Here is a 21,341-nt window from a genome sequence, read left to right on the forward strand (position 1 = left end):
CACAGCAGTATGTCTAACTCAAAGTTTTTTTTTGAATAGTTTATAATTAGCCAATGTAAATCGGCTTTAGCCAAATTATTTTTCAAACAAAACTATTGATATTTCAAAAACTTATTCACTTTCTCATAAGGAAATAAAAGTTCTTTCGGACCATCGGCATACGAAGCTGCTTCATAAGAGTTATAATATAAAAGCAAACCTTCATCGGTATAAAAAATATTTTGTGGCAATTGAAATTTGTCGTTTTCGAACATTAAGCCAGTTGCATTAATGTTGGCTTTGGTTGGGATATTGTATTTGGCTCTGAATTCCTTTTCGGCGAAAGTCTTAAATTCTTTTTCATTTTTAAACAATTGATTGGTAAAAATTGCTTTTCCGGTTTTGGGATTAAACAGCAAAGAGCGGAAACCCTGATAGCCATGAGCGCCACCGGTAAACGTATAATGGTCAATTTTTATATTTAAAATCTGATCTGAATTAAATTCGATATCACCTTTTATTTTTCCTTCCCAGCCAAAAGTTTCGCTTGGAAATTTTTTATGCATTTCTTCATAAGAAGCAATAAAAGATTCGGCCAATGTTGTGTAATCATTCACTTTTAATGGAGCTTCTCCAAAATAAACAATTTCTTTTATTACAGCAAAAACCTTTTTATTGATGCTGTCTTTTACTATCGGGATGTTTTTTGCGACAGGAATATCTATAGTGATTTTTGGGCAATCGTTTTTGCAAGGAATGGCAGATTCTTTTTCAAATGTTTCATTTTCAAATGAAAGCCCTTTGCTGCAACTTGTCAAGATTAAAAACAAAAAGACTAAAATAGTTAAGTGTTTCATATCAAAAAGTGTTAATTATATACAAAGGTAAGAAGTTGTATCAGGATTAAAATAAATTAAACGGTAAATTTGTACCACAATTAAGCATTAAAAATTTATAACTATATGAAATTCAATACTAAAGTAATACATGGCGGTCAGCATCATGACCCAAGTACAGGGGCCGTTATGCCTCCGGTGTATCAAACTTCAACATTTATTCAGACAAGTCCGGGAAAACCTTTGGCGGATTATGAATACAGCAGAGCGTCGAATCCAACTCGTACAGCTTTAGAAAATGCTTTGGCAAGTATTGAGAATGGTACGCGCGGATTGGCTTTTTCATCTGGTTTGGCAGCAACAGATTGTATTCTAAGATCGTTTAAAGCGGGTGATGAAATCATTGCTATGGATGATTTATATGGTGGAACTTATAGAATGTTCTCTAGAATTTATAAAGATTCAGGGATTAAATTTCATTTTGTTGATATGACTGATATCGCAAAATTGAAATCTTTAATTAATGAAAACACAAAATTGGTTTGGGTAGAAACACCAACAAACCCGTTAATGAAATTGGCAGATATCGAAGAAGTGGCAAAAATCACTAAAGCGAATAATATTTTGTTTGCTGTAGACAATACTTTTGCAACACCATATTTGCAAAAACCTCTTGATTTAGGAGCGGATATCGTTATGCACTCTGCTACAAAATATCTTGGCGGACATTCTGATGTTATTGCCGGAGCTTTAATTGTAAAAGATGAGGCTTTAGGAGATCAATTGCATTTTCAGCAATTTGCAACCGGAGCGACACTTGGACCAATGGATAGTTTCTTGGTTTTAAGAGGAATCAAAACACTTTCATTAAGAGTACAAAGACATTGTGAAAACGGAGAAAAAGTGGTGGAATATTTGACTAAACATCCAAAAATAAATACGGTTTATTATCCGGGTTTAAAAAGTCATCCATTTCATGAAATTGCTAAAAAGCAAATGAAAGCTTTTGGCGGAATGGTTTCGTTTACTTTTAAATCAGGAAAGAAAGAAGATTCAATTGCATTTTTAGAGAAACTAAAAGTTTTTACTTTGGCAGAATCTCTTGGAGGAGTTGAGTCATTGGCAAATCATCCTGCTTTAATGACGCACGCTTCTATTCCGGCTGATAAAAGAGCAGAAGTTGGTATTACTGACGATTTGGTTCGATTGAGCGTTGGTATTGAAGATGCCGAAGATTTAATCGCAGATTTAGAACAAGCTTTAGCTTAAAAATTAAATCTCACAATAAAAAAATCCCAAATTCCAATCTTAATGATTTTGGAATTTGGGATTTTTTTTATTTTTGGAATTTCTTTAATATTCTAGGTACATAATGTATCCTACGTTAAACCAAACTTGGGAATCGTTTGATTTGTTTTCTTTATAAAGATCTTTATTAGGATTTAAACCATCAACCCAATCAGAACTAAATCCTTGATAACGGGCTTCGAACATCAGATCACTCATTGTGGTCAGTTTGTAATGAATTCCGACACCTGCTGTTACTGATGCTACTATTCCCGATTCACTGGAAAATCCATATGGACGACCGTCTGAAGGAGTTAAGTATTTGTAGAAAGTAGTTTGTGGAAGTCCTAAAGTACCTATTCTTGAATCAATTTTGGTAGAGTAATAACTAACCTGAAAACCTAAACTCACGTAAGGGCTAACGCCGCCAATTGTGTTTTCGAAAGCATGAATTTTCATAAACGGAGAATATTCTAATTGAGCTCCAAGATTGACTAAAGTAGAAGTGCCGTGCATCGCTCTAAGATGTTGCACAAGGTTCTTGACTTTTTCTCTTTCTACCCATTCTCCAAAATGTTCTAATTTGGTTGTGTTGAAAGACAACTCAGATCTTACTTTGAAATGTTCTGTAAAAAAATTTTCTCTGTTGTTATTGGCTGAAAAATTTAAAAAGTGTACAACTCCAACGCCAAATCCGACGTTTCCGACATTTGTGTCAAAGTCGTTTCTTTGACCGTAATCAGATTGAAAAACTACAGGTCCTAATATTATTCCTACTTCTTGTGCTAAATCGGACTGTGCAGATACAATAGTAGATATGCCAAATATGGCAAATAGAGTGGTAATTACTGGTTTAAGCATAGTTTTGGGCTTTCTAATCTAGGCAAATATATAAAAAACATGGTCGATTCAAAATATTAAATTATGCTATTAGAAAATAAGTAATAAAATACTTAATTTACTAACTTTAACTATGTTAATTTGATGTAAACTTAGAAGTGTAAATGTTATTTTAATCAATGTTTGAAAAATAAACAAATCTACTGCCTAGATGTGAAAAAATAACAATTTACTGTATCTTTGTGTGTTATTACGAAAACGTTTTCTCTAAACGTTATCGTATATATAGTTGAGCAGAAAAATAAAATAATTTATTTCAAAATGGAACAAAAAATAAATGAGTTTATGGCTCTTGTAGAGTCAAAGAATCCAAACGAGCCTGAGTTTCTTCAAGCCGTAAGAGAGTTTGCAGAAACGGTAATTCCATTTATTGCAGAAAGAAAAAAATACGACGGTAAGAATTTGCTTCTTAGAATAGCTGAACCAGAACGTTCTATAATATTTAGAGTTCCGTGGGTGGACGACCAAGGAGAGATAATTGTAAACAGAGGTTTTAGAATTCAGATGAATTCTGCAATTGGACCGTACAAAGGTGGAATTAGATTTCATCATTCGGTAAATCTATCAGTTTTAAAATTTTTAGCTTTCGAACAAGTTTTTAAGAATAGTCTTACAACACTTCCTATGGGTGGTGGAAAAGGAGGTTCTGATTTTGATCCGGAAGGAAAATCTGATGGAGAAATAATGCGTTTTTGTCAATCGTTTATGACTGAGTTATGTCGTCATATCGGGCCTGACTTAGATGTTCCTGCTGGAGATATTGGTGTTGGAGCCAGAGAGATCGGATATTTATTTGGTCAATACAAAAGAATCAGAAACGAATTTACAGGTGTTTTAACCGGTAAAGGAATTGCTTACGGAGGATCGTTAATACGTCCTGAGGCTACAGGATACGGAGTTGTTTATTTTACTGATCAAATGTTGCGTACTATCGGACATGAAATTAAAGGTAAGAGAGTGGCAATTTCAGGATTTGGAAATGTGGCTTGGGGTGTTGCTTTAAAAATAAATGAACTAGGAGGAAAAGTAGTTACTATTTCTGGACCTGATGGTTATATTTATGATGAAGAAGGTATCTCTGGAGAGAAAATCGAACACATGGTAGAAATGAGAGCAACTGGTGATAACAGAGCTGAAGTTTATACTCATAAATATCCAAACGCTATTTTCCATAAAGGAAAAAGCCCATGGGAAGTAAAAGTTGATATTGCTATTCCATGTGCAACTCAAAATGAGTTAACAGGAGAGGATGCAAAAAAACTTATTGATAATGGTGTTTTGTGTGTAACTGAAGCTGCAAATATGCCATCTACTCTTGATGCAATTAAATTATTCCTGGACAATAAAGTATTATTTGCTCCTGGAAAAGCTGCAAACGCAGGTGGAGTTGCTGCATCTGGATTAGAAATGACTCAAAACTCAATTCGTCTAAACTGGACAAGTGAAGAAGTTGATTTAAGATTAAAAGATATCATGGTTGGAATTCACAACCAATGTAAAAAATACGGTGCTGGTGAAGATGGTTATGTTAACTACGTTAAAGGAGCTAACATTGCCGGATTTGTTAAAGTTGCCGATGCTATGCTTGCACAAGGTGTAGTATAATAATAAATCAAAATTTAAGAAGCCTTCATCTATCGGAAACGAAAGATGAGGGCTTTTTTGTTTTTCGCCACGAATTCCTGGCGAATCTATATAGAAAGAAAATGATTTTTATTTTAAAGAAGAACAAAAATCAAATACTTTCGTTTGTAGTATATTTGTCTATCCGAATACATTAAATAATGAAGAGAAGCTTTCTGTATATTTTATTTTTATTGTTGTTTCAATTTAGTTTTGCGCAAAGTAAATTGTCTTGGCAAGGTTATTTTTCGTTTAACGAAATAAAAGATATTTCAGAATCTTCGACCACGGTTTTTGCTGCTTCAGAGAATGCTTTATTCACTAAAAATGCAGCTACAAATGTTGTTAAAACAACTACTACAGTCGACGGACTTTCTGGTCAGACTATTTCGGCAGTTTATTATAGTGAAGCATTCAAAAAAACTATTGTAGGTTACGAAAACGGTTTGATTATCGTTGTCAATGAAACCGATGGGAGTATGCTAAAAGTAGTTGATATCATTAATAAACAACTACCTGCAAATCTTAAAAAAGTGAATCATTTTATGGAGCACAATGGTTTGCTTTATGTTTCTTGCGATTTCGGAATCGTGCAATTTAATTTGACGACTTCGAAATTTGGAGATACTTATTTTATTGGAGACAATGGCGCGGAAATCAGCGTAAAACAAACCACTTTTTTTAACGGATTTATTTACGCCGCAACTTCAAGCGGTATTAGAAAAGCCGATAGTACAAATGCAAATCTGATTGATTATAAACAATGGACTATTGTAAATCCGGGAGATTGGTCAAGTGTCGAAACTTTAGATACAGAACTTATAGCTATAAATTCAAGCGGTTATATTCATCGTTTTAACTCCAGTACATTTATTGGGTTTTTACAGCTTCCACAGCCTTCTACAGATATGAGAGCCAAAAATCATAATTTGTTTATTACCATACCAAATTCGGTTTACGTCTATAACAATCAAATGGTTTTGAGTCGTCAAATTACAAATACGCAGGTTTTGAGCAATAATTTAAATTTTACCTGTACAACGGCTGTTGGCGATTTAATTTATATTGGAACAAAAGAAAAAGGATTATTCTCCTCGACGCTTGCAGGAATTTCGGCTTTTACAGAAAATACACCAACGGGGCCAATCCGAAATAATGTTTTCTCATTAGATGTTACTCCAAATGCGCTTTGGGCAGTTTATGGAGATTATGATACCTATTATAATCCATATCCATTAGACAGTTATGGCGTTAGTAAATACAATACATCAGGTTGGTTGAATATTCCGTATTCAGAAGTTTATGATGCACAGTCGATAACCCGGGTTATTGTGAATCCTGCCAATGAAAAACAAGTTTATGCCAGTTCTTTTTTTTCAGGACTATTAAAAATAGAAGATGATGTTCCGAATTTTTTATACAATCAAAAAAATAGCGGATTAGAGTCTATAGCCTACGAAGGGCCAAATTATATAGATGTTCGTATTAACGGAACTGCTTTTGATAAATCTGGTAATTTATGGGTAACCAATAGCCGAATTAAGAACGGTTTGAAGGTTTTAAAAGCAAATGGTCAATGGGGAAGTTATGCCACAAGTTTAATTCTTAATAATGCAGAAACGACGAGTTATGCCAATATTGTTATTGATAAAAATAACACAAAATGGATTTCAACGAGCAATGATGGAGTAATTGGTTTTAATGAAAGTACAAATACATTCAAAAAAATGACTTTTGGTGCAGATTTAGGGAATTTACCAATTGCCGATGTGAGATCTGTGGCGCTTGATACTAAAAATCAGCTTTGGATAGGAACAACAAAAGGATTAAGAGTTTTATCTAATGTTGGAAGTTTTCAAACAGAAAGCCAGTTAAAAGCAAATCCTATTATTATAATGGAAGATAATTTGCCTCAGGAATTATTGTACGAGCAGTTTATTACTTCAATCGCAGTCGACGGATCAAACAACAAATGGATTGGTACGGCTGATTCCGGAATTTTTATGGTATCGCCAAACGGTCAGGAAACAAAATATCATTTTACGATAAGCAATTCTCCGTTGCCAAGTAATGCCATAAACGATGTTAAAATTAATAGTGCAACGGGCGAAGTTTTTATTGCAACAACAAAAGGAATGATTTCTTTTAAAGGAATTGCAACAGGCGCCAACGAAGATTTGAATAACGTATATATTTATCCAAATCCCGTTCGTCCAAACTTTTCGGGAACAGTAAAAGTGGCCGGATTAATTGATAAAGCCAATGTAAAAATCACAGATATCGAAGGTAATTTAGTTTACGAAACCACTTCGACAGGAGGAACGATAGAATGGGATACAACTGCTTTTGGCAGATATAAAGTAGCTTCGGGAGTTTATATGGTTTTTATCTCTGCCGAAGATGGCAGCGAAACCAAAGTTAAAAAAGTAATGATAATTAGGTAATTAGATAATGTGGCAATTGAGATAATTAGATAATTGTTGTAGTCTGAATAATCTAAGTGAATTTATATAGTCAAAAGTCTAACAATCTAATAATCTAAATAGTGCTTGTCAAAACCAAAGCAATAGTAATTTCGTCATTAAAATTTCAGGAAAAAAGTCTGATCGTTAAGTGTTTTACGCTTTCAAATGGCTTGAAATCTTATTTTGTGCGCGATGCTTTTTCGAGTCGAAAGGCAAGTCAGAAAATTGCTTACTTCCAACCCTTGTCTATTCTTGAAATTGAAGCGGTTCATAAAAATAAAGGCACTCTGGAAAACTTTAAAGAAATTAAAGTTGCTGTTCCTTTTCAGAGTATTCATACTGATCTGGTCAAAAGTACGATGGTAATGTTTCTGTCCGAAATGTTGCATTATTCCATTCAGGAAGAAGAAAAAAACGAATCCCTTTTTGTTTTTCTAGAAACCGCTTTGACATGGCTTGACCATCATGATGAAATTTCTAATTTTCATTTAATATTACTTTTAGAAGCTACCAAATATTTAGGATTTTATCCGGACGATTCAGAGATTAATTTGCCTTATTTTGAAATGATAGAAGGTATTTTTACACCTTTTCACGGCTTAAGTGCACTTACAGAACACGAAACAAACCTGTTTAAAAAGTTAATAGATTTGAAATTCGACAACGCTCATAAAGTCTTTAATGTGGTCGAAAGACAGGCTTTATTAAAGATTCTGATTGATTATTACAGCTTCCATTTAGACGGTTTCAAAAAGCCAAAATCCTTAGACGTTTTGAGGGAAATATTTTCTTAAAATCGAATCCTATTTTTATATATTTGTGCAGTGAATTTTTATTAAATTATTTTTTAATAAGTTAATTCCATAAAAAGATCCCCAGCCTAATTATTAAAATTTTAAAGAAAAAACTACCATGAAGAAAATTACGTTTTCGATTATTTTACTTTTATTAGTCAGCGTTTCGGCTATTTCCCAAAGGAAATATGACGAAATAGTTAAGACAGAGAATGCTGTACAAGATATGGTACAAAATGGAATTACAGGAATTGTTGTTTTTAATGAAGGAGGAACGATTAAAGGTTTAGATCCTGAAACTAAAAAAGTTGTATGGACTTTGACCAAAGATGATTTTGGAGGTAAATCAGCATTGACTATCATAGGCGATACTGATCTTACAAAGCTTTTTGATGATAAAAGTGCTTTAACTAGCGTTGCCGGAAGCCCTTATGTTGAAGCTTACATTAATAATAAGTACATTATCATTAATACTGATACTGGTAAAGTGGTTTATAACTCATCAAAAGAATCTTTTTGGGTAACGCAATCAGATTTTATTCCTGAGACAAATGAGTATTTGCTTACTTTGAAAAAAGATGGCGACATGGCAATTGCATTATTGGATATGACGACTGGCGAATTAAAATGGAATACTACTGTAGATAAAGCGAAGTCATTATTTAGCTTCTCTTTTAGAGAGTCAGTAAATACAAACGTTGCTACAGTACACGGATCTGTAATTTACTATTTATTGTACGGAAAATTATATTCGTTTGATAGAGCTACCGGAAAGTTAAACTGGAAAGGAGAAGAAGATTATTCAAAATTCTTTTTAACTCAAAATGATAAAAATATTGTTGTAGTGAATAACACTGGAACTTTTTCGAATAAACAATATTTGAATGTTTTGAATACAGAAACAGGAAAAAGTATCTGGAAAGAATCAATCAAAACAAAAAGAGTTGTTTATCTTGAAGATTGGGGAACAAAAATATTAGTAGCTCATTATAGTGGGTTTAACTTTTTTGACCTAAAAACAGGTGAAAAAATCTGGAAAAAAGATGCACGTGGAGATGGTTTGAAAAGAGTAATTCCAATCGATCAGGATTTCTTATATGTTGCTGAAAACGAAATGATGTTGATCAACAAAGACGGAGAGAAACTTTGGAAAAAATTCATCGAAATTTCTGATGATAAAGAAGATCCAATTTACTACTTAGGAAAAGTTGGTGAAAAAGTAATGTACCTTACAGGAACTTACGGAAACATGGTTGACTACAAAACTGGAGCTAAACTTTGGAAACGTAATATTCAATTTGATAAAGACCGTCCGGTTTTACCAACTTATGACGAAGCTACAAATTCTTACTTAGTATATAATGACGAGAAATTATACAAATTTGATCCAAGCATTAGTGATAAGCCAGAGCCATTTGCTAAAGTAAATATCAAAAAAGAAAAAGAATTAAACAGTATCGAATTATTCCCTTGGGGAGTTGTGCTTTCAGGACCACTTGAAGTAATGGGAGTTAATATGGATGGAACAATCAAATATCACCTTACTTATACACAACCTGGAGAAGGAACAAGACGTCTTATAAAAAGTGCTGCCATTGTTGGAAGTATCGGTTTAGGAGTTGCTTCAGGAGTAAGCGACGTTAAAGGTTCAGAAGTAACAATGACTTACCGTGATTCTGATGGAAATATGAGAACTTCAGTTTTGAAGAAAGAAGATCAAACGAATAAAGATCAGGCAAACGCTTATGCAGCCGGATCTGTAGCTCTTGGTATTGTCGCAGCTAAATTTAATTCTCGTTTTAATGCAATGAAGCAAAACAGAGATTACTCTTATATTTTTGCAAAAGCAGAGACTGGAGAAAAAATTCTTGTAAAAGTGAGTAAAGTAGACGGAGTTGAGGTTGATAAAATTATTTTTACAAACAATAAACCGGTTTATGAAGTAGATCCTGCAACACAAAACATTTTTTATGTTTCGGATAAATCTATTCAGATCTTTAATAAAAAATAAGAACAATAAAACCCCAAAGCCATCAGGATTTATTTCTGATGGCTTTTTTTTGCCTATGAAAAAAATACTACTCTTAATTGCTTTGCTTGTAATTGGTTCGATTCAGGCACAAGAAAAAATAAATTCAAAAACAAAGAAATTTAAAATTCCGGTAATTAGATATTCAGAGTTTCCAGCACTTGATAACGTATTAACGCAAACGGCTTTTTACCAAATGGATAAATCGCTGCAGGAAGAAGAAACTAATTTAAAGAAGGATTTTTTTAATATTGATGGATTTATAAAAGATCCGGTAAACGGAAAGCTTAAGCTTTATTTGACCTTTGCTATGCCCAGATATACAGACACTCAAATTGATAGTGTGTATGATAAGGATAAAAATCGTTGGACTTATAATGCGCATTCTAACTATATAAATAATGTAAAACTGGATGTTAAGTATGGCGATAAAATTATATTGACTAAGGATTTTGGAGGTTCAGATTCCTATTCAGTAAGTGTGGGAAATAGTTTGGGCGCTTTGAAAATTGCAGCCTCAGAGCATGACAAAAAAGTAAAGGCAGCGGTTAAGGACTCAGATTACAGTGATGTGGGACTTGGGTTTGATAATGTTGTCTACAAAGCAGCAATAAGAATCCAGGATTTTTTAAATTATAAATTTGGGTATTCAACTGATGTAGTAAAGGAAAAATTTGAGTTTGTAACTTCAAAAGGACATTCAGAATACAAACAAATGCTTGCCTTTGAGACTGAAATTACAGCTCAGATGGAGAAAGTAACTCTTGAGAAAGGTTTAGACGAGAAATTACTAACACCACATTTGCAGTATTTAGAAAGCTTGTTGGTTAAATACCCGCTTTCTCCGGCAAATGAAGATATTCGTTTTATAGTTACCAACAATTTGGCTGAAATTTATTTTTTACTTGAAAACAAAGAAAAAGCTTTGCAGTATGCCAATTTATTAATTGAAAATGACAAACAAGATTCGAGAGGATCTACAATTATCGAAAGAGTTAATCAAGGCTTTTTTGCAGATAAAAAAATAAGAAGCCATACACCTCGTTTTGCAGAGCTTAAAAAATTAGGTTTAAAAATTGCCGAAGAAAAAGAAGAATTAAGATTAGCTTTTTTTGAGAAAATTGACCGTCAGGAAGCTGATTGGAATCTTGAAAAAGAAAATAGAGCTGCAGCCTTAGAAAAAAGTAAAATTCAAAGAGAGAATATGCTTGACTCTATTGCCTATCAATCTAATCCGGATTTGTTAGCGAAAATCATTGCCAATTTAGGAGGAAGTGATGTTTTGAAAAAAGTAGAGAAAACGCATTTGATCTCTAAGCTTACTTTAGAAGATAGCAATATACCTCACACAGAAGAAAGATGGGCAACGACATCAAATTATCTTTTGAAGAAGAAAATGCCGGAAACCTATTATGAAATCGTAAATGGGCCAGAAGCATGGAGTCATAGTGATCGCGAAAGCGGAGTGGAAGCCAAATGGGCAAAATTGCCAACATACACGTACAGTAATCTTTCGGCAAATTTGGATCCGGTCAATTTTTTAACTGCTTTTAGACTTGATTTATGGAATAAGCTAGAGCTGTTGCAAGACGAAATGGTTGACGGAAAATTGTGTTATCATTTTAATTATTTCGAAAAAACCTTAAACACAAGCAATAGAACCATTCCTAAAACAGATTATCATCTTTTTGTTGATAAAGAGGATTTCTCGATTGTTGCAACAGAAAGAACAGAATTTGATGACGGGAATAAAAGTTTTTTTGAGCGAAAGCTTTTCAAAGATTATCGCCCTGTAGCAACTTTAAATTCAGGAAAAATTCCGCATAAAATTAATTATGAAATAGAAGATTTTTACGGAGATACTTCCTATCAGGAAAATCGTGAAAAAGTCGAAGTAAATGCTGTTTTTGGAAATAGAATTTTCATGAAAGAAGTTTATTTCGGAAGTTTTAAATAGTCTTTTACATTCTAAAAAAAGAATAACAAGAATTGATTGGTTTTTGGATTATTAACTCAAAATTTTGAGATTAGTACCAGAAACTAATCAATTCTTTTGTTTTTGTATCTATTATCTCAACAAAAGTTTGTGAAATTTCAATAAATTGATGGTCAATAATCCAAAATTCCTTACTTTCGCACCTCGTTTAAGAAAAGGATAAAATGAGCACAAAATTTACTGAATACAAAGGACTTGACTTGCCAACAGTAGCGTCAGAAGTACTTGATTTTTGGAAGAAAGAAAATATATTTGAAAAGAGTGTAACTACTCGCGAAGGAGCAGAGCCTTTCGTATTTTTTGAAGGTCCGCCTTCAGCAAACGGATTACCGGGAATTCACCACGTGATGGCACGTGCGATTAAAGATATTTTTTGCAGATATAAAACTCAAAAAGGTTTTCAGGTAAAAAGAAAAGCGGGTTGGGATACTCACGGATTGCCTGTAGAATTGGGTACCGAAAAAGAACTTGGAATTACAAAAGAAGATATTGGTAAAACAATTTCGATCGAAGAATATAACGAAGCGTGTAAAAAAACCGTAATGCGTTATACTGACGTATGGAATGATTTGACCGAAAAAATGGGATATTGGGTAGATATGGAAGATCCGTATGTAACTTATAAACCAAAATATATGGAGTCTGTTTGGTGGCTTTTGAAACAAATCTATGATAAAGGTTTGTTATACAAAGGATACACGATTCAACCATATTCTCCAAAAGCAGGAACAGGATTGTCTTCTCACGAAGTAAATCAGCCAGGAGCTTATAGAGATGTTACGGATACTACGATTGTAGCACAATTTAAAACTTTGCCGGTAACATTGCCAAGCTTTTTACAAGGTTTTGGTGATATTCATATCTTGGCTTGGACGACAACTCCTTGGACATTGCCGTCAAATACAGCTTTGACAGTTGGACCTAGAATCGATTACGTTTTAGTAAAAACTTTCAATCAATATACTTTTGAGCCAATCAATGTTGTTTTAGCTAAAAATTTAGTTGGAAAACAATTCGGAAAAGGATTTTTTGCAAGTGAAGATGATGCTGATTTTGACAAAGTAAAAAATGGCGACAAACAACTTCCGTATAAAATTTTAGCGGAAGCGAAAGGAATTGATTTAGTAGAAATTCGTTACGAACAATTATTGCCATACGTATTACCTTATCAAAATCCGGAAAATGCATTTAGAGTAATTGCCGGAGATTTCGTTACGACAGAAGACGGAACAGGAGTTGTGCATACCGCTCCAACTTTTGGTGCAGATGATGCTAAAGTAGCAAAAGAAGCTAAGCCGGAAGTGCCGCCAATGTTGGTTTTGGACGAAAGTGGAACACCAGTTCCTTTAGTAGATTTACAAGGAAGATTTACTTCACATATGGGTGATCTTGCCGGAAAATATGTGAAAAATGAATATTATGATGCAGGTCAGGCGCCAGAGCGTTCTGTAGATGTTGAAATTGCTATTCGATTAAAAGAAGAAAATAAAGCCTTTAAGGTAGAAAAATACGTACATAGTTATCCACACAGCTGGAGAACTGATGAGCCGTTATTATATTATCCACTAGACTCTTGGTTCATTAAAGTAACCGATGTAAAAGATAGAATGTTCGACCTGAACGAAACTATCAATTGGAAACCTAAGTCTACTGGTGAAGGACGTTTTGGAAATTGGTTGAAAAATGCCAACGACTGGAATTTATCTCGTTCTAGATATTGGGGTATTCCGTTGCCAATTTGGAGAACAGAAGATAAAAAAGAAGAAGTTCTTATTGGTTCTGTTGAAGAATTGTACAATGCGATCGAAAAATCTATCGAAGCAGGTTTTCAAAAAGAAAATCCGTTTAAAGGTTTTGAAATCGGAAATATGTCTGAATCTAATTATGATTTAATCGATTTGCATAAAAATGTAGTCGATCAAATAACTTTAGTTTCGGCTTCAGGCCAACCAATGAAGCGCGAAAGTGATTTAATTGATGTTTGGTTTGATTCAGGAGCAATGCCTTACGCCCAATGGCATTATCCTTTTGAGAATAAAGATAAAATTGACGAGAATAAAGATTTCCCTGCAAATTTCATTGCAGAAGGTGTCGATCAGACTCGTGGATGGTTTTATACGTTACACGCAATCGGAACTTTGGTTTTTGATAAAGTAGCTTATAAGAATGTAGTTTCGAATGGTTTAGTTTTAGATAAAGACGGAATAAAAATGTCTAAGAGTAAAGGGAATACTATAGACCCTTTTAAAACTATTGAACAATATGGTCCTGATGCCACACGTTGGTATATGATTATGAACGCAAATCCTTGGGACAATTTAAAATTTGATCTTGAAGGAATTGCTGAGGTTCGTCGTAAATTCTTCGGAACACTATATAATACTTATTCATTCTTCTCGTTATATGCCAATATTGACGGTTTTAAATACGCTGAAGCGGAAATTCCGTTAAACGAAAGACCGGAGATTGATCAATGGATCATGTCTGAATTACATACATTAATAAAATTTGTTGATGAATGTTATCAGGATTATGAGCCTACGAAAGCAGCAAGGGCTATTTCTGACTTTGTTCAGGAGAATTTGAGTAACTGGTACGTTCGTTTATGTCGTCGTCGCTTCTGGAAAGGAGAATATGCACACGATAAAATTGCAGCTTATCAAACGCTTTATACTTGTTTATTGACAATAAGTAAATTAAGCGCGCCGATCGCTCCTTTTTTCATGGATAAACTGTACCGCGATTTAACGATTTCGACACAAACCGAGCAATACACCAGTGTTCACTTGGCTGAGTTCCCAAAATTTGTCGAAAACTTTGTTAATAAAACGTTAGAAAGCAAAATGCAGAAAGCGCAAACCATCTCGTCTTTGGTTTTATCGCTTCGTAAGAAAGAAATGATTAAAGTACGTCAACCGTTGCAAAAGGTAATGATTCCGGTACTTGACGAAAATCAGAGAGCTGAAATTGAAGCTATTTCTGAGCTTGTAAAAGCAGAAGTAAACGTTAAAGAAATCATACTTTTAGATGACGATTCTGGTATCTTGGTAAAACAAATTAAGCCTAATTTCAAGGCATTAGGACCACGTTTTGGAAAAGATATGGGTCTGATTTCCAAAGAAATACAGTCTTTTTCGGCGGATCAGATTAACCAGTTAGACAAGCAAGGCACGCTAGATATTGTTATTGCTGGAAATAATGTAACTTTATCATTAGAAGATGTCGAAATAACATCTCAGGATATTGAAGGTTGGTTGGTTGCAAACTCAAACGGAATAACAGTTGCGCTTGATATTACAATCTCTGAAGAATTGAAAAACGAAGGTATCGCAAGAGAATTAGTAAACAGGATTCAAAATATCCGTAAAGATTCTGGATTTGAAGTTACTGATAAAATAAAAATTCAAATAAAAAGAAGCGGTATCTTAGAAGAAGCAATTCTGAAAAATGAAGACTATATTAAGTCTGAGACATTAACAGAAGATTTGGTTTTTGTTGACGCTTTAGAAAACGGCACAGAAATTGAATTTGATGATATTAAAACATTGATATTAATTTCAAAATAATATAAATACCATGATAGATGAAATTACAAGATACTCTGATGCTGATTTAGCAGAGTTCAAAGAAATAATTCAAGTTAAAATACAAAAAGCACAAGCCGATCTGGATTTAATAAAAAGTGCTTACATGAACGATTTGAATAACGGAACAGATGATACTTCTCCAACTTTTAAGGCATTTGAAGAAGGAAGCGAAACAATGTCTAAAGAAGCTAACTCACAGTTAGCAATCAGACAAGAGAAGTTTATACGCGACCTAAAAAACGCCTTATTCCGTGTTGAAAACAAAACGTATGGTATTTGCAAAGTAACAGGTAAATTAATTGGCAAAGAAAGGCTTAAAATCGTTCCTCATGCTACAATGAGTATCGAAGCTAAAAATTTGCAACGATAATATATCTTTAAATTAAAATAAGCGCTCCTTTTAGGGGCGTTTTTTTTGTTTAATCTTTTGCGAGGCTGTTTAAAGATTGAGCTTTTTATTTTTGAGAGAAATTGTTTATAATTATTCAAAATAAGCGAAATTATCAGGTGCTTTTTTTGTAAGAAGAGTAAAAAACAGGAGAATTGAAGTTTGAATGTTATATTTTAATTAGAACTGTCCATAATCTGAACAGTTCTAATTAATGAAAACAGAGATTAAGCTAAGTTTTTCTCTAGTTCTAATTTGTGTTTTCTTAAAATAGCTCTTGTCATTCCTAAATTTGCTTTAGTAGAGTCTGCCGCAAGATAAATCATGAATTTTTTGTTTGGCGAAATGTCGATAATGTGAATTTGATTAGAAAGTGTAATCAAAATATCTTCAATTTCCTGGTTTAAATTTAACGCTTTAACGGCGCTTAATTTTGCCTTTACAACTTCTAGATTGTAAGCTGCTGCAAGTTCAGGGTCAAAACCAGGTTCTACTGTTAAGTTACCAAAGCTTAATCCTGATTCAATTTCGGTTACAGCTACTGCTATAAAACCGTTTACGTTAGTTTTCATCTCATTTAAAAACACGTTTAAGAAGTCGTTGCTCATAATTTAGTGGGTTTGTTGGGTTAATAGATTTATGTTATTTTAATAGGGAATTCTTACTTAATTCGGTTGCTACTTCATCGGTTGATCGCATTAATAAACCAAGATTGCTTCCGTCTTTAGAAAAAGCAATTATAAAATTTGTACCACTTATTTTATTTCCAATAACAACACCTTCAGAGGTTCTTAAAAAAAGTTGTTTTAACGCGCCTTTGTCTAAATCGATTAAAAATTTTTCGCTCATAGATAAAATTGCTGCACTCATTGCTGCAATGCTGTCTCCGTAATCGAGATGAAGAGATGTGATTAGTTTTCCTTTTCCATTTAGAATTAATGCAGCGCTAGCTTTTGTGTTAACTAAAAAAGCGTTTAAGGTAGTAGTGATTTCATTCATATATTTTGTAGGATTTAGGAGAGTTGTTGAAAATAATTCATTATCGTGTCTTATGAGTGATAAATATAGCTTTTTTAGCTAAACAAGTGTTAATTTTTATTAACAAATATAAATTAAATTATGTATCATTGTAATACCAAAACATTAATAATTTTATTATTTACTATAAACAACTTGTACTATGGCTAAAGTATTGAAATTTAAAGAGGTTAGTTCTGATGTTGAGCATAGAATGAAAGAATTTGAAAAGATTCGTATTAAATTCAAGGCTGATGTAAAAAAGGCTGAGGCCAAAAAAGCTGTCGCAGGAAAAGAGGGTAAAGGATTGCTTAAGTCGATATCAGATTTCTTTGCTGATAGCCCAAAAACACCAGCTAAACCAGTTGTAAAGAAATAGGCTTATCGGGAATTAAAACTAAGCTAAACCCAGTTTGATTTTATTACAAAAGAATTAACGCTCTACTAGGGGCGTTTTTTTTGATTAAATTGTTATTTTTGCGCATCAAAAATTCATGAAATGTCATTACGAAAAGCGTATTTCCTTATATTCTTAGTTTTAATTGTTGATCAACTTTCGAAAATCTATGTAAAAACAAACTTTGTTTTAGGTGAAGAAGTTGTAATTGCAGATTGGTTTAGAATTCATTTTATTGAAAATGAAGGAATGGCTTGGGGAACTAAGATTCCGGGAGAGTACGGGAAATTGATTTTGACTGTTTTTAGAATCTTTGCTGTTTTCGGAATTGGATATTGGTTATCTGATACTATAAAAAAGCGTCAGTCTACTTATTTAATTGTTGCTATTGCATTGATTTTTGCCGGTGCTGCCGGAAATATTATTGATTCGGTGTTTTACGGAGTAATTTTCGATGACAGTACGCATAACCTGGCAACATTTTTTTCGCCAACTCCATACGGGTCATGGTTTCATGGTTTAGTTGTAGATATGTTTTATTTCCCTATTTGGGAAGGAAACCTTCCAACTTGGTTACCATTTTTTGGAGGTAAACATTTTGCATTCTTTAATGCTATTTTTAATGTAGCCGATATGGCGATTTCCACAGGAGTTGGAATCTTACTGATTTTCAATAAAAGAGCGTTCCCAAAAACGACATAAATTAAAAAACTCCAATAATATAAAATTCCAAATTCCAATATCTGCAGCAATAAACGCTTCAAATATTGGAATTTGGAATTTTATATTATTGGGGATTTGTATTTACTGCACGCAGATATTGGAATTTTTCATTATTGGGATTTAACATTTATTATGTTATTTTTACCGTACGAAAAACCAAACCTATGCAAAGTCCGTCTTTCTCTATATATGATGCATCGGCAGGCTCAGGAAAAACCTATACTTTGGTTAAAGAATATCTTAAAATTATTCTTTCTTCTCCAAAAAACGATGCTTATCGAAATATTCTGGCAATAACTTTTACCAATAAAGCGGTTCACGAAATGAAAAGCCGTATTGTTGGGAGTTTGTCTGAATTTGCAAAAGACGAACCTTCTGTAAAAGCGGTCGATTTAATGGAGGATTTGTCTCGTGATACGGGGCTTTCGATAATTAAAATCAAAACAAAATCTCAAAGTATCATCAAGCATCTAATTCATAATTATGCTGCTTTTGATATTTCTACAATCGATAAATTTACGCACAAAGTAATTCGTGCTTTTGCGCACGACTTAAATTTGCCAATGACTTTTGAAGTTACATTGGATACTGAAAATTTATTGATTGAGGCTGTTGATGCAATTATCGCTCAAGCGGGGCAAGATGAAACTTTGACAAAATTGCTAATTGATTTCACGATGGAGAAAACCGACGACGATAAAAGTTGGGACGTTTCGCGTGAAATTCTGGAAACCGGCAGATTGGTTTTGAATGAAAATAATCGAAATGAGATTTTGCATTTTCAGGACAAATCGATTGAAGAGTTTGTTGAGATAAAAAAGAAAATGCTGGTTTTGTGTAAGGATCTGGAATCTGAAAATGAAAATTTTGCCACAGAAGCACTTTCTTTAATTGATAAAAATGGCATTGATTTAAAATCATTTTCAAGGGGAACTTTTCCGAATCACTTAGAAAGTATTCGTGATGGGAAGTTTAATCCTAGAAATAAAACATTTCATGAATTTGATGATATTGCCATTAATAAAACGGCCAAAGACAGGGCTTTAATTGAAAATATAATTCCGGAGCTTCTTCAGACTTTGGAAAAAATCTATAAAAAATTCGAAAAGAGAGATTTTTACAAAGCCTTTCTAAAAAATATAACGCCACTTTCGCTCCTTAATACAGTAAGTAATGAGTTGGCTAAGATTCAATCTGAACAAAACATTTTATCAATATCTGAATTTAATGTGATCATTCATCGTGAAATCCAGAATCAGCCTGCGCCTTTTATTTATGAGCGTTTGGGTGAACGTTACCGTCATTTTTTTATAGATGAATTTCAGGATACTTCAGAGATGCAATGGCAGAACTTGATTCCGTTAATTGATAATTCGCTTTCCGGATTAGATGATTACGGAAATAAAGGAACTTTAATGATTGTTGGGGATCCTAAACAATCTATTTATCGTTGGCGCGGAGGGAAAGCAGAACAATTTATCGAGTTAAGTAAAGATGTAAATCCGTTCAATAATCCCGATAAAGAAATTAGGCATTTAGATACAAATTATAGAAGTTATAGCGAAGTTATTGATTTTAATAATGCTTTTTTTAAACTGCTTTCAACTGAATTTACAAATGAAGATTATAAAGATTTGTATGAAAATCATAGTTTTCAGAACTCAAATTCAAAAAAAGGCGGTTATGTAAATATTTCTTTTCTTCCGATAATTGAGAAAAGTGATGCCGATGAAGAAGAAGTTGTCGAGAAGTCAGATCTTTATGTTGTGGCAACTCTCAATACAATTCAAAAAGTAATTCGTGAAGGTTTTGAATATAAAGACATTGTAATTTTGACTCGAAAACGAGATCAGGGAATTGCGATTGCAAATTATTTGACACAACAGAATATTCCGCTTTTGTCTTCAGAAACCTTGATGATTCAAAATGCGACAGAAGTTCGATTGATTGTTTATTTGCTGAAGTACCTAAATAATAGTGCCGATTTAGAATCGAAAGCTAATTTTTTGCATTTCCTGGCAACTCATAAAGAAACAAATATGCCAATCCATGATTTTATTGCAATGGGAATGGCAAAAAGACTTGAAACTGATTTTGAAAAATGGCTTTTAACTTTTGATGTTTCGCTTTCTTTTGAAAATGTTCGTAAAAAGTCATTGTACGAAGCGGTTGAAATTATCATTTCGAAGTTTGTGCTTCCGGAAGAAGGGAATGGATATATTCAGTTTTTCCTTGATATTGTTTTAGAAAGAGATATTAGGAATCAAGCCGGAATCGCTGATTTTCTATATTTTTGGGATAAAAACGGTGAACGATTTAGTATTCCGTCTCCGGAAGGAAACAATGCAGTGAGAATTATGACTATTCATAAGTCAAAAGGTTTGGAGTTTCCAGTGGTTATTATGCCTTTTGCAGAAGAAGATTATAATCGAAAGCCAAAAGATAAATTATGGCTCGATACAGAAGATGTTGATTTAGATGTTCCGAAGGCTTTAATTGATAATAGTAGTGCGGTTGAAGGTTTTGGAGAAAATGCTTCGGTTGTTTTTAATTTGAAAAAGCAGGAAGAGCTACTTGATAATATAAATGTTCTGTATGTGGCGTTAACTCGTGCAGAAGAACAGTTGTATGTCATTTCTCAATCGTTAAAAGAACGAAAAGATGGGGAGTTTCCAAATAATATGGCTTCTTTTTTTATTAAATATTTAATTAGTCAGGGGATTTATGATCCTGAAAAACTAGAATATGATTTTGGGAATAAAACAAGGCTTTCGATTTCGGGTAAATCTGTTGATTTGGTAAAACCGATTCCTGTAGTTTCAGAGGTTTTGAATCCAAAAAATATAAAAATTGCTCAGCGAGAAGCTTTAATGTGGGGAACACATCAGCAAGAAGCAATATCTTATGGTAATGTTGTACATGAGATTTTAGCTTTTGTTAAAGATAAATCAGATGTTGATTTGGCAGTTATAAAAGCTCTTGAGAATGGTTTGATTAAAGTTGATCAGGTTGATCAGGTTTTAAAGACATTAAAAGAAATTGTAAATCATTCTGAATTGAGTTTTTGCTTTGATGGAAATTATTCAATTTTAAACGAGCAAACAATTGTTCAAAAAGAAGGAAAGATTTTGAAACCGGACCGAATTGTGATCTCTAAAAATAATGAGGCTTACCTTTTGGATTATAAAACTGGAGCGGCTAATTCTAAATACACACAGCAGCTTCAGGAATATCAGGATGCTATTGAAGATTTAGGTTATAAAGTGTTAAAAAAAGCTCTCGTCTATATAGGAACAGAAATCGATGTAGTAAATTTGTGA

The 21,341-nt window shown here is 33.2% G+C and carries 15 protein-coding genes; 11 read left to right on the top strand and 4 right to left on the bottom strand.

Going from position 1 to position 21,341, the window contains the following annotated elements; genetic code table 11:
* Window positions 1-92: 92 nt before the first annotated feature.
* Window positions 93-836: a DUF3298 and DUF4163 domain-containing protein gene (locus LPB88_RS10340; protein ID WP_230715208.1), complete on the bottom strand. Its 744-nt coding sequence runs from the start codon at window positions 834-836 to the stop codon at window positions 93-95.
* A 105-nt stretch (window positions 837-941) separates the two neighbouring features.
* Here LPB88_RS10340 and LPB88_RS10345 point away from each other — a divergent pair, with 105 nt between their 5' ends.
* The gene (locus LPB88_RS10345) at window positions 942-2,084 is read left to right on the top strand and encodes a cystathionine gamma-synthase (RefSeq protein WP_230715210.1); all 1,143 of its coding nucleotides are present in this window, start codon (window positions 942-944) and stop codon (window positions 2,082-2,084) included.
* Between the two features lie 84 nt (window positions 2,085-2,168).
* Here the strand turns inward: LPB88_RS10345 and LPB88_RS10350 are convergent, their stop codons facing one another.
* A complete protein-coding gene (locus tag LPB88_RS10350; protein ID WP_230715212.1) occupies window positions 2,169-2,963 on the bottom strand; it encodes a glutamate dehydrogenase in 795 nt (264 codons plus the stop codon).
* A 300-nt stretch (window positions 2,964-3,263) separates the two neighbouring features.
* On the opposite strand from LPB88_RS10350, the gene gdhA reads away from it, so the two are divergent.
* From gdhA to LPB88_RS10385, 7 genes are all read left to right on the top strand, one after another.
* Window positions 3,264-4,607: an NADP-specific glutamate dehydrogenase gene (gene gdhA, locus LPB88_RS10355; RefSeq protein ID WP_230715213.1), complete on the top strand. Its 1,344-nt coding sequence runs from the start codon at window positions 3,264-3,266 to the stop codon at window positions 4,605-4,607.
* 179 nt (window positions 4,608-4,786) lie between these two features.
* Window positions 4,787-7,069: a T9SS type A sorting domain-containing protein gene (locus tag LPB88_RS10360; RefSeq protein ID WP_230715216.1), complete on the top strand. Its 2,283-nt coding sequence runs from the start codon at window positions 4,787-4,789 to the stop codon at window positions 7,067-7,069.
* A gap of 101 nt (window positions 7,070-7,170) precedes the next feature.
* The gene (recO, locus tag LPB88_RS10365) at window positions 7,171-7,884 is read left to right on the top strand and encodes a DNA repair protein RecO (RefSeq protein ID WP_230715218.1); all 714 of its coding nucleotides are present in this window, start codon (window positions 7,171-7,173) and stop codon (window positions 7,882-7,884) included.
* A gap of 118 nt (window positions 7,885-8,002) precedes the next feature.
* Window positions 8,003-9,895, top strand: a complete 1,893-nt coding sequence (locus LPB88_RS10370) for a PQQ-binding-like beta-propeller repeat protein (protein WP_230715219.1) — start codon at window positions 8,003-8,005, stop codon at window positions 9,893-9,895.
* A gap of 55 nt (window positions 9,896-9,950) precedes the next feature.
* Entirely contained in the window at window positions 9,951-11,870 is a 1,920-nt protein-coding gene (locus LPB88_RS10375) for an Atg14 domain-containing protein (RefSeq protein ID WP_230715221.1), read from the top strand.
* A gap of 203 nt (window positions 11,871-12,073) precedes the next feature.
* Window positions 12,074-15,475 carry an isoleucine--tRNA ligase gene (ileS, locus tag LPB88_RS10380; protein ID WP_230715223.1) on the top strand — a complete coding sequence of 1,134 codons (3,402 nt, stop codon included), beginning with the start codon at window positions 12,074-12,076 and terminating at the stop codon, window positions 15,473-15,475.
* A 10-nt stretch (window positions 15,476-15,485) separates the two neighbouring features.
* Window positions 15,486-15,866 (top strand): TraR/DksA C4-type zinc finger protein, encoded by a 381-nt coding sequence (locus tag LPB88_RS10385; protein WP_089352199.1) that lies wholly within the window; start codon window positions 15,486-15,488, stop codon window positions 15,864-15,866.
* A gap of 245 nt (window positions 15,867-16,111) precedes the next feature.
* Here LPB88_RS10385 and LPB88_RS10390 read toward each other — a convergent pair whose 3' ends face one another.
* Both LPB88_RS10390 and LPB88_RS10395 read right to left on the bottom strand, forming a co-directional pair.
* Entirely contained in the window at window positions 16,112-16,492 is a 381-nt protein-coding gene (locus LPB88_RS10390; protein ID WP_230715225.1) for a hypothetical protein, read from the bottom strand.
* Window positions 16,493-16,526: 34 nt separating this feature from the next.
* Window positions 16,527-16,883 (bottom strand): roadblock/LC7 domain-containing protein, encoded by a 357-nt coding sequence (locus LPB88_RS10395; protein ID WP_230715227.1) that lies wholly within the window; start codon window positions 16,881-16,883, stop codon window positions 16,527-16,529.
* Window positions 16,884-17,064: 181 nt separating this feature from the next.
* Between LPB88_RS10395 and LPB88_RS10400 the strand changes: the two genes are divergently transcribed.
* From LPB88_RS10400 to LPB88_RS10410, 3 genes are all read left to right on the top strand, one after another.
* Window positions 17,065-17,280, top strand: coding sequence for a hypothetical protein (locus LPB88_RS10400; protein ID WP_230715229.1), 216 nt, complete (start codon window positions 17,065-17,067; stop codon window positions 17,278-17,280).
* A gap of 120 nt (window positions 17,281-17,400) precedes the next feature.
* Complete coding sequence (locus LPB88_RS10405; protein WP_230715231.1) at window positions 17,401-18,000, top strand: lipoprotein signal peptidase; 600 nt, start codon at window positions 17,401-17,403, stop codon at window positions 17,998-18,000.
* Between the two features lie 185 nt (window positions 18,001-18,185).
* Window positions 18,186-21,341: an exodeoxyribonuclease V subunit beta gene (locus LPB88_RS10410; RefSeq protein ID WP_230715233.1), complete on the top strand. Its 3,156-nt coding sequence runs from the start codon at window positions 18,186-18,188 to the stop codon at window positions 21,339-21,341.

The organism is Flavobacterium sp. JAS, from assembly GCF_020991455.1.
GTDB lineage: Bacteria > Bacteroidota > Bacteroidia > Flavobacteriales > Flavobacteriaceae > Flavobacterium.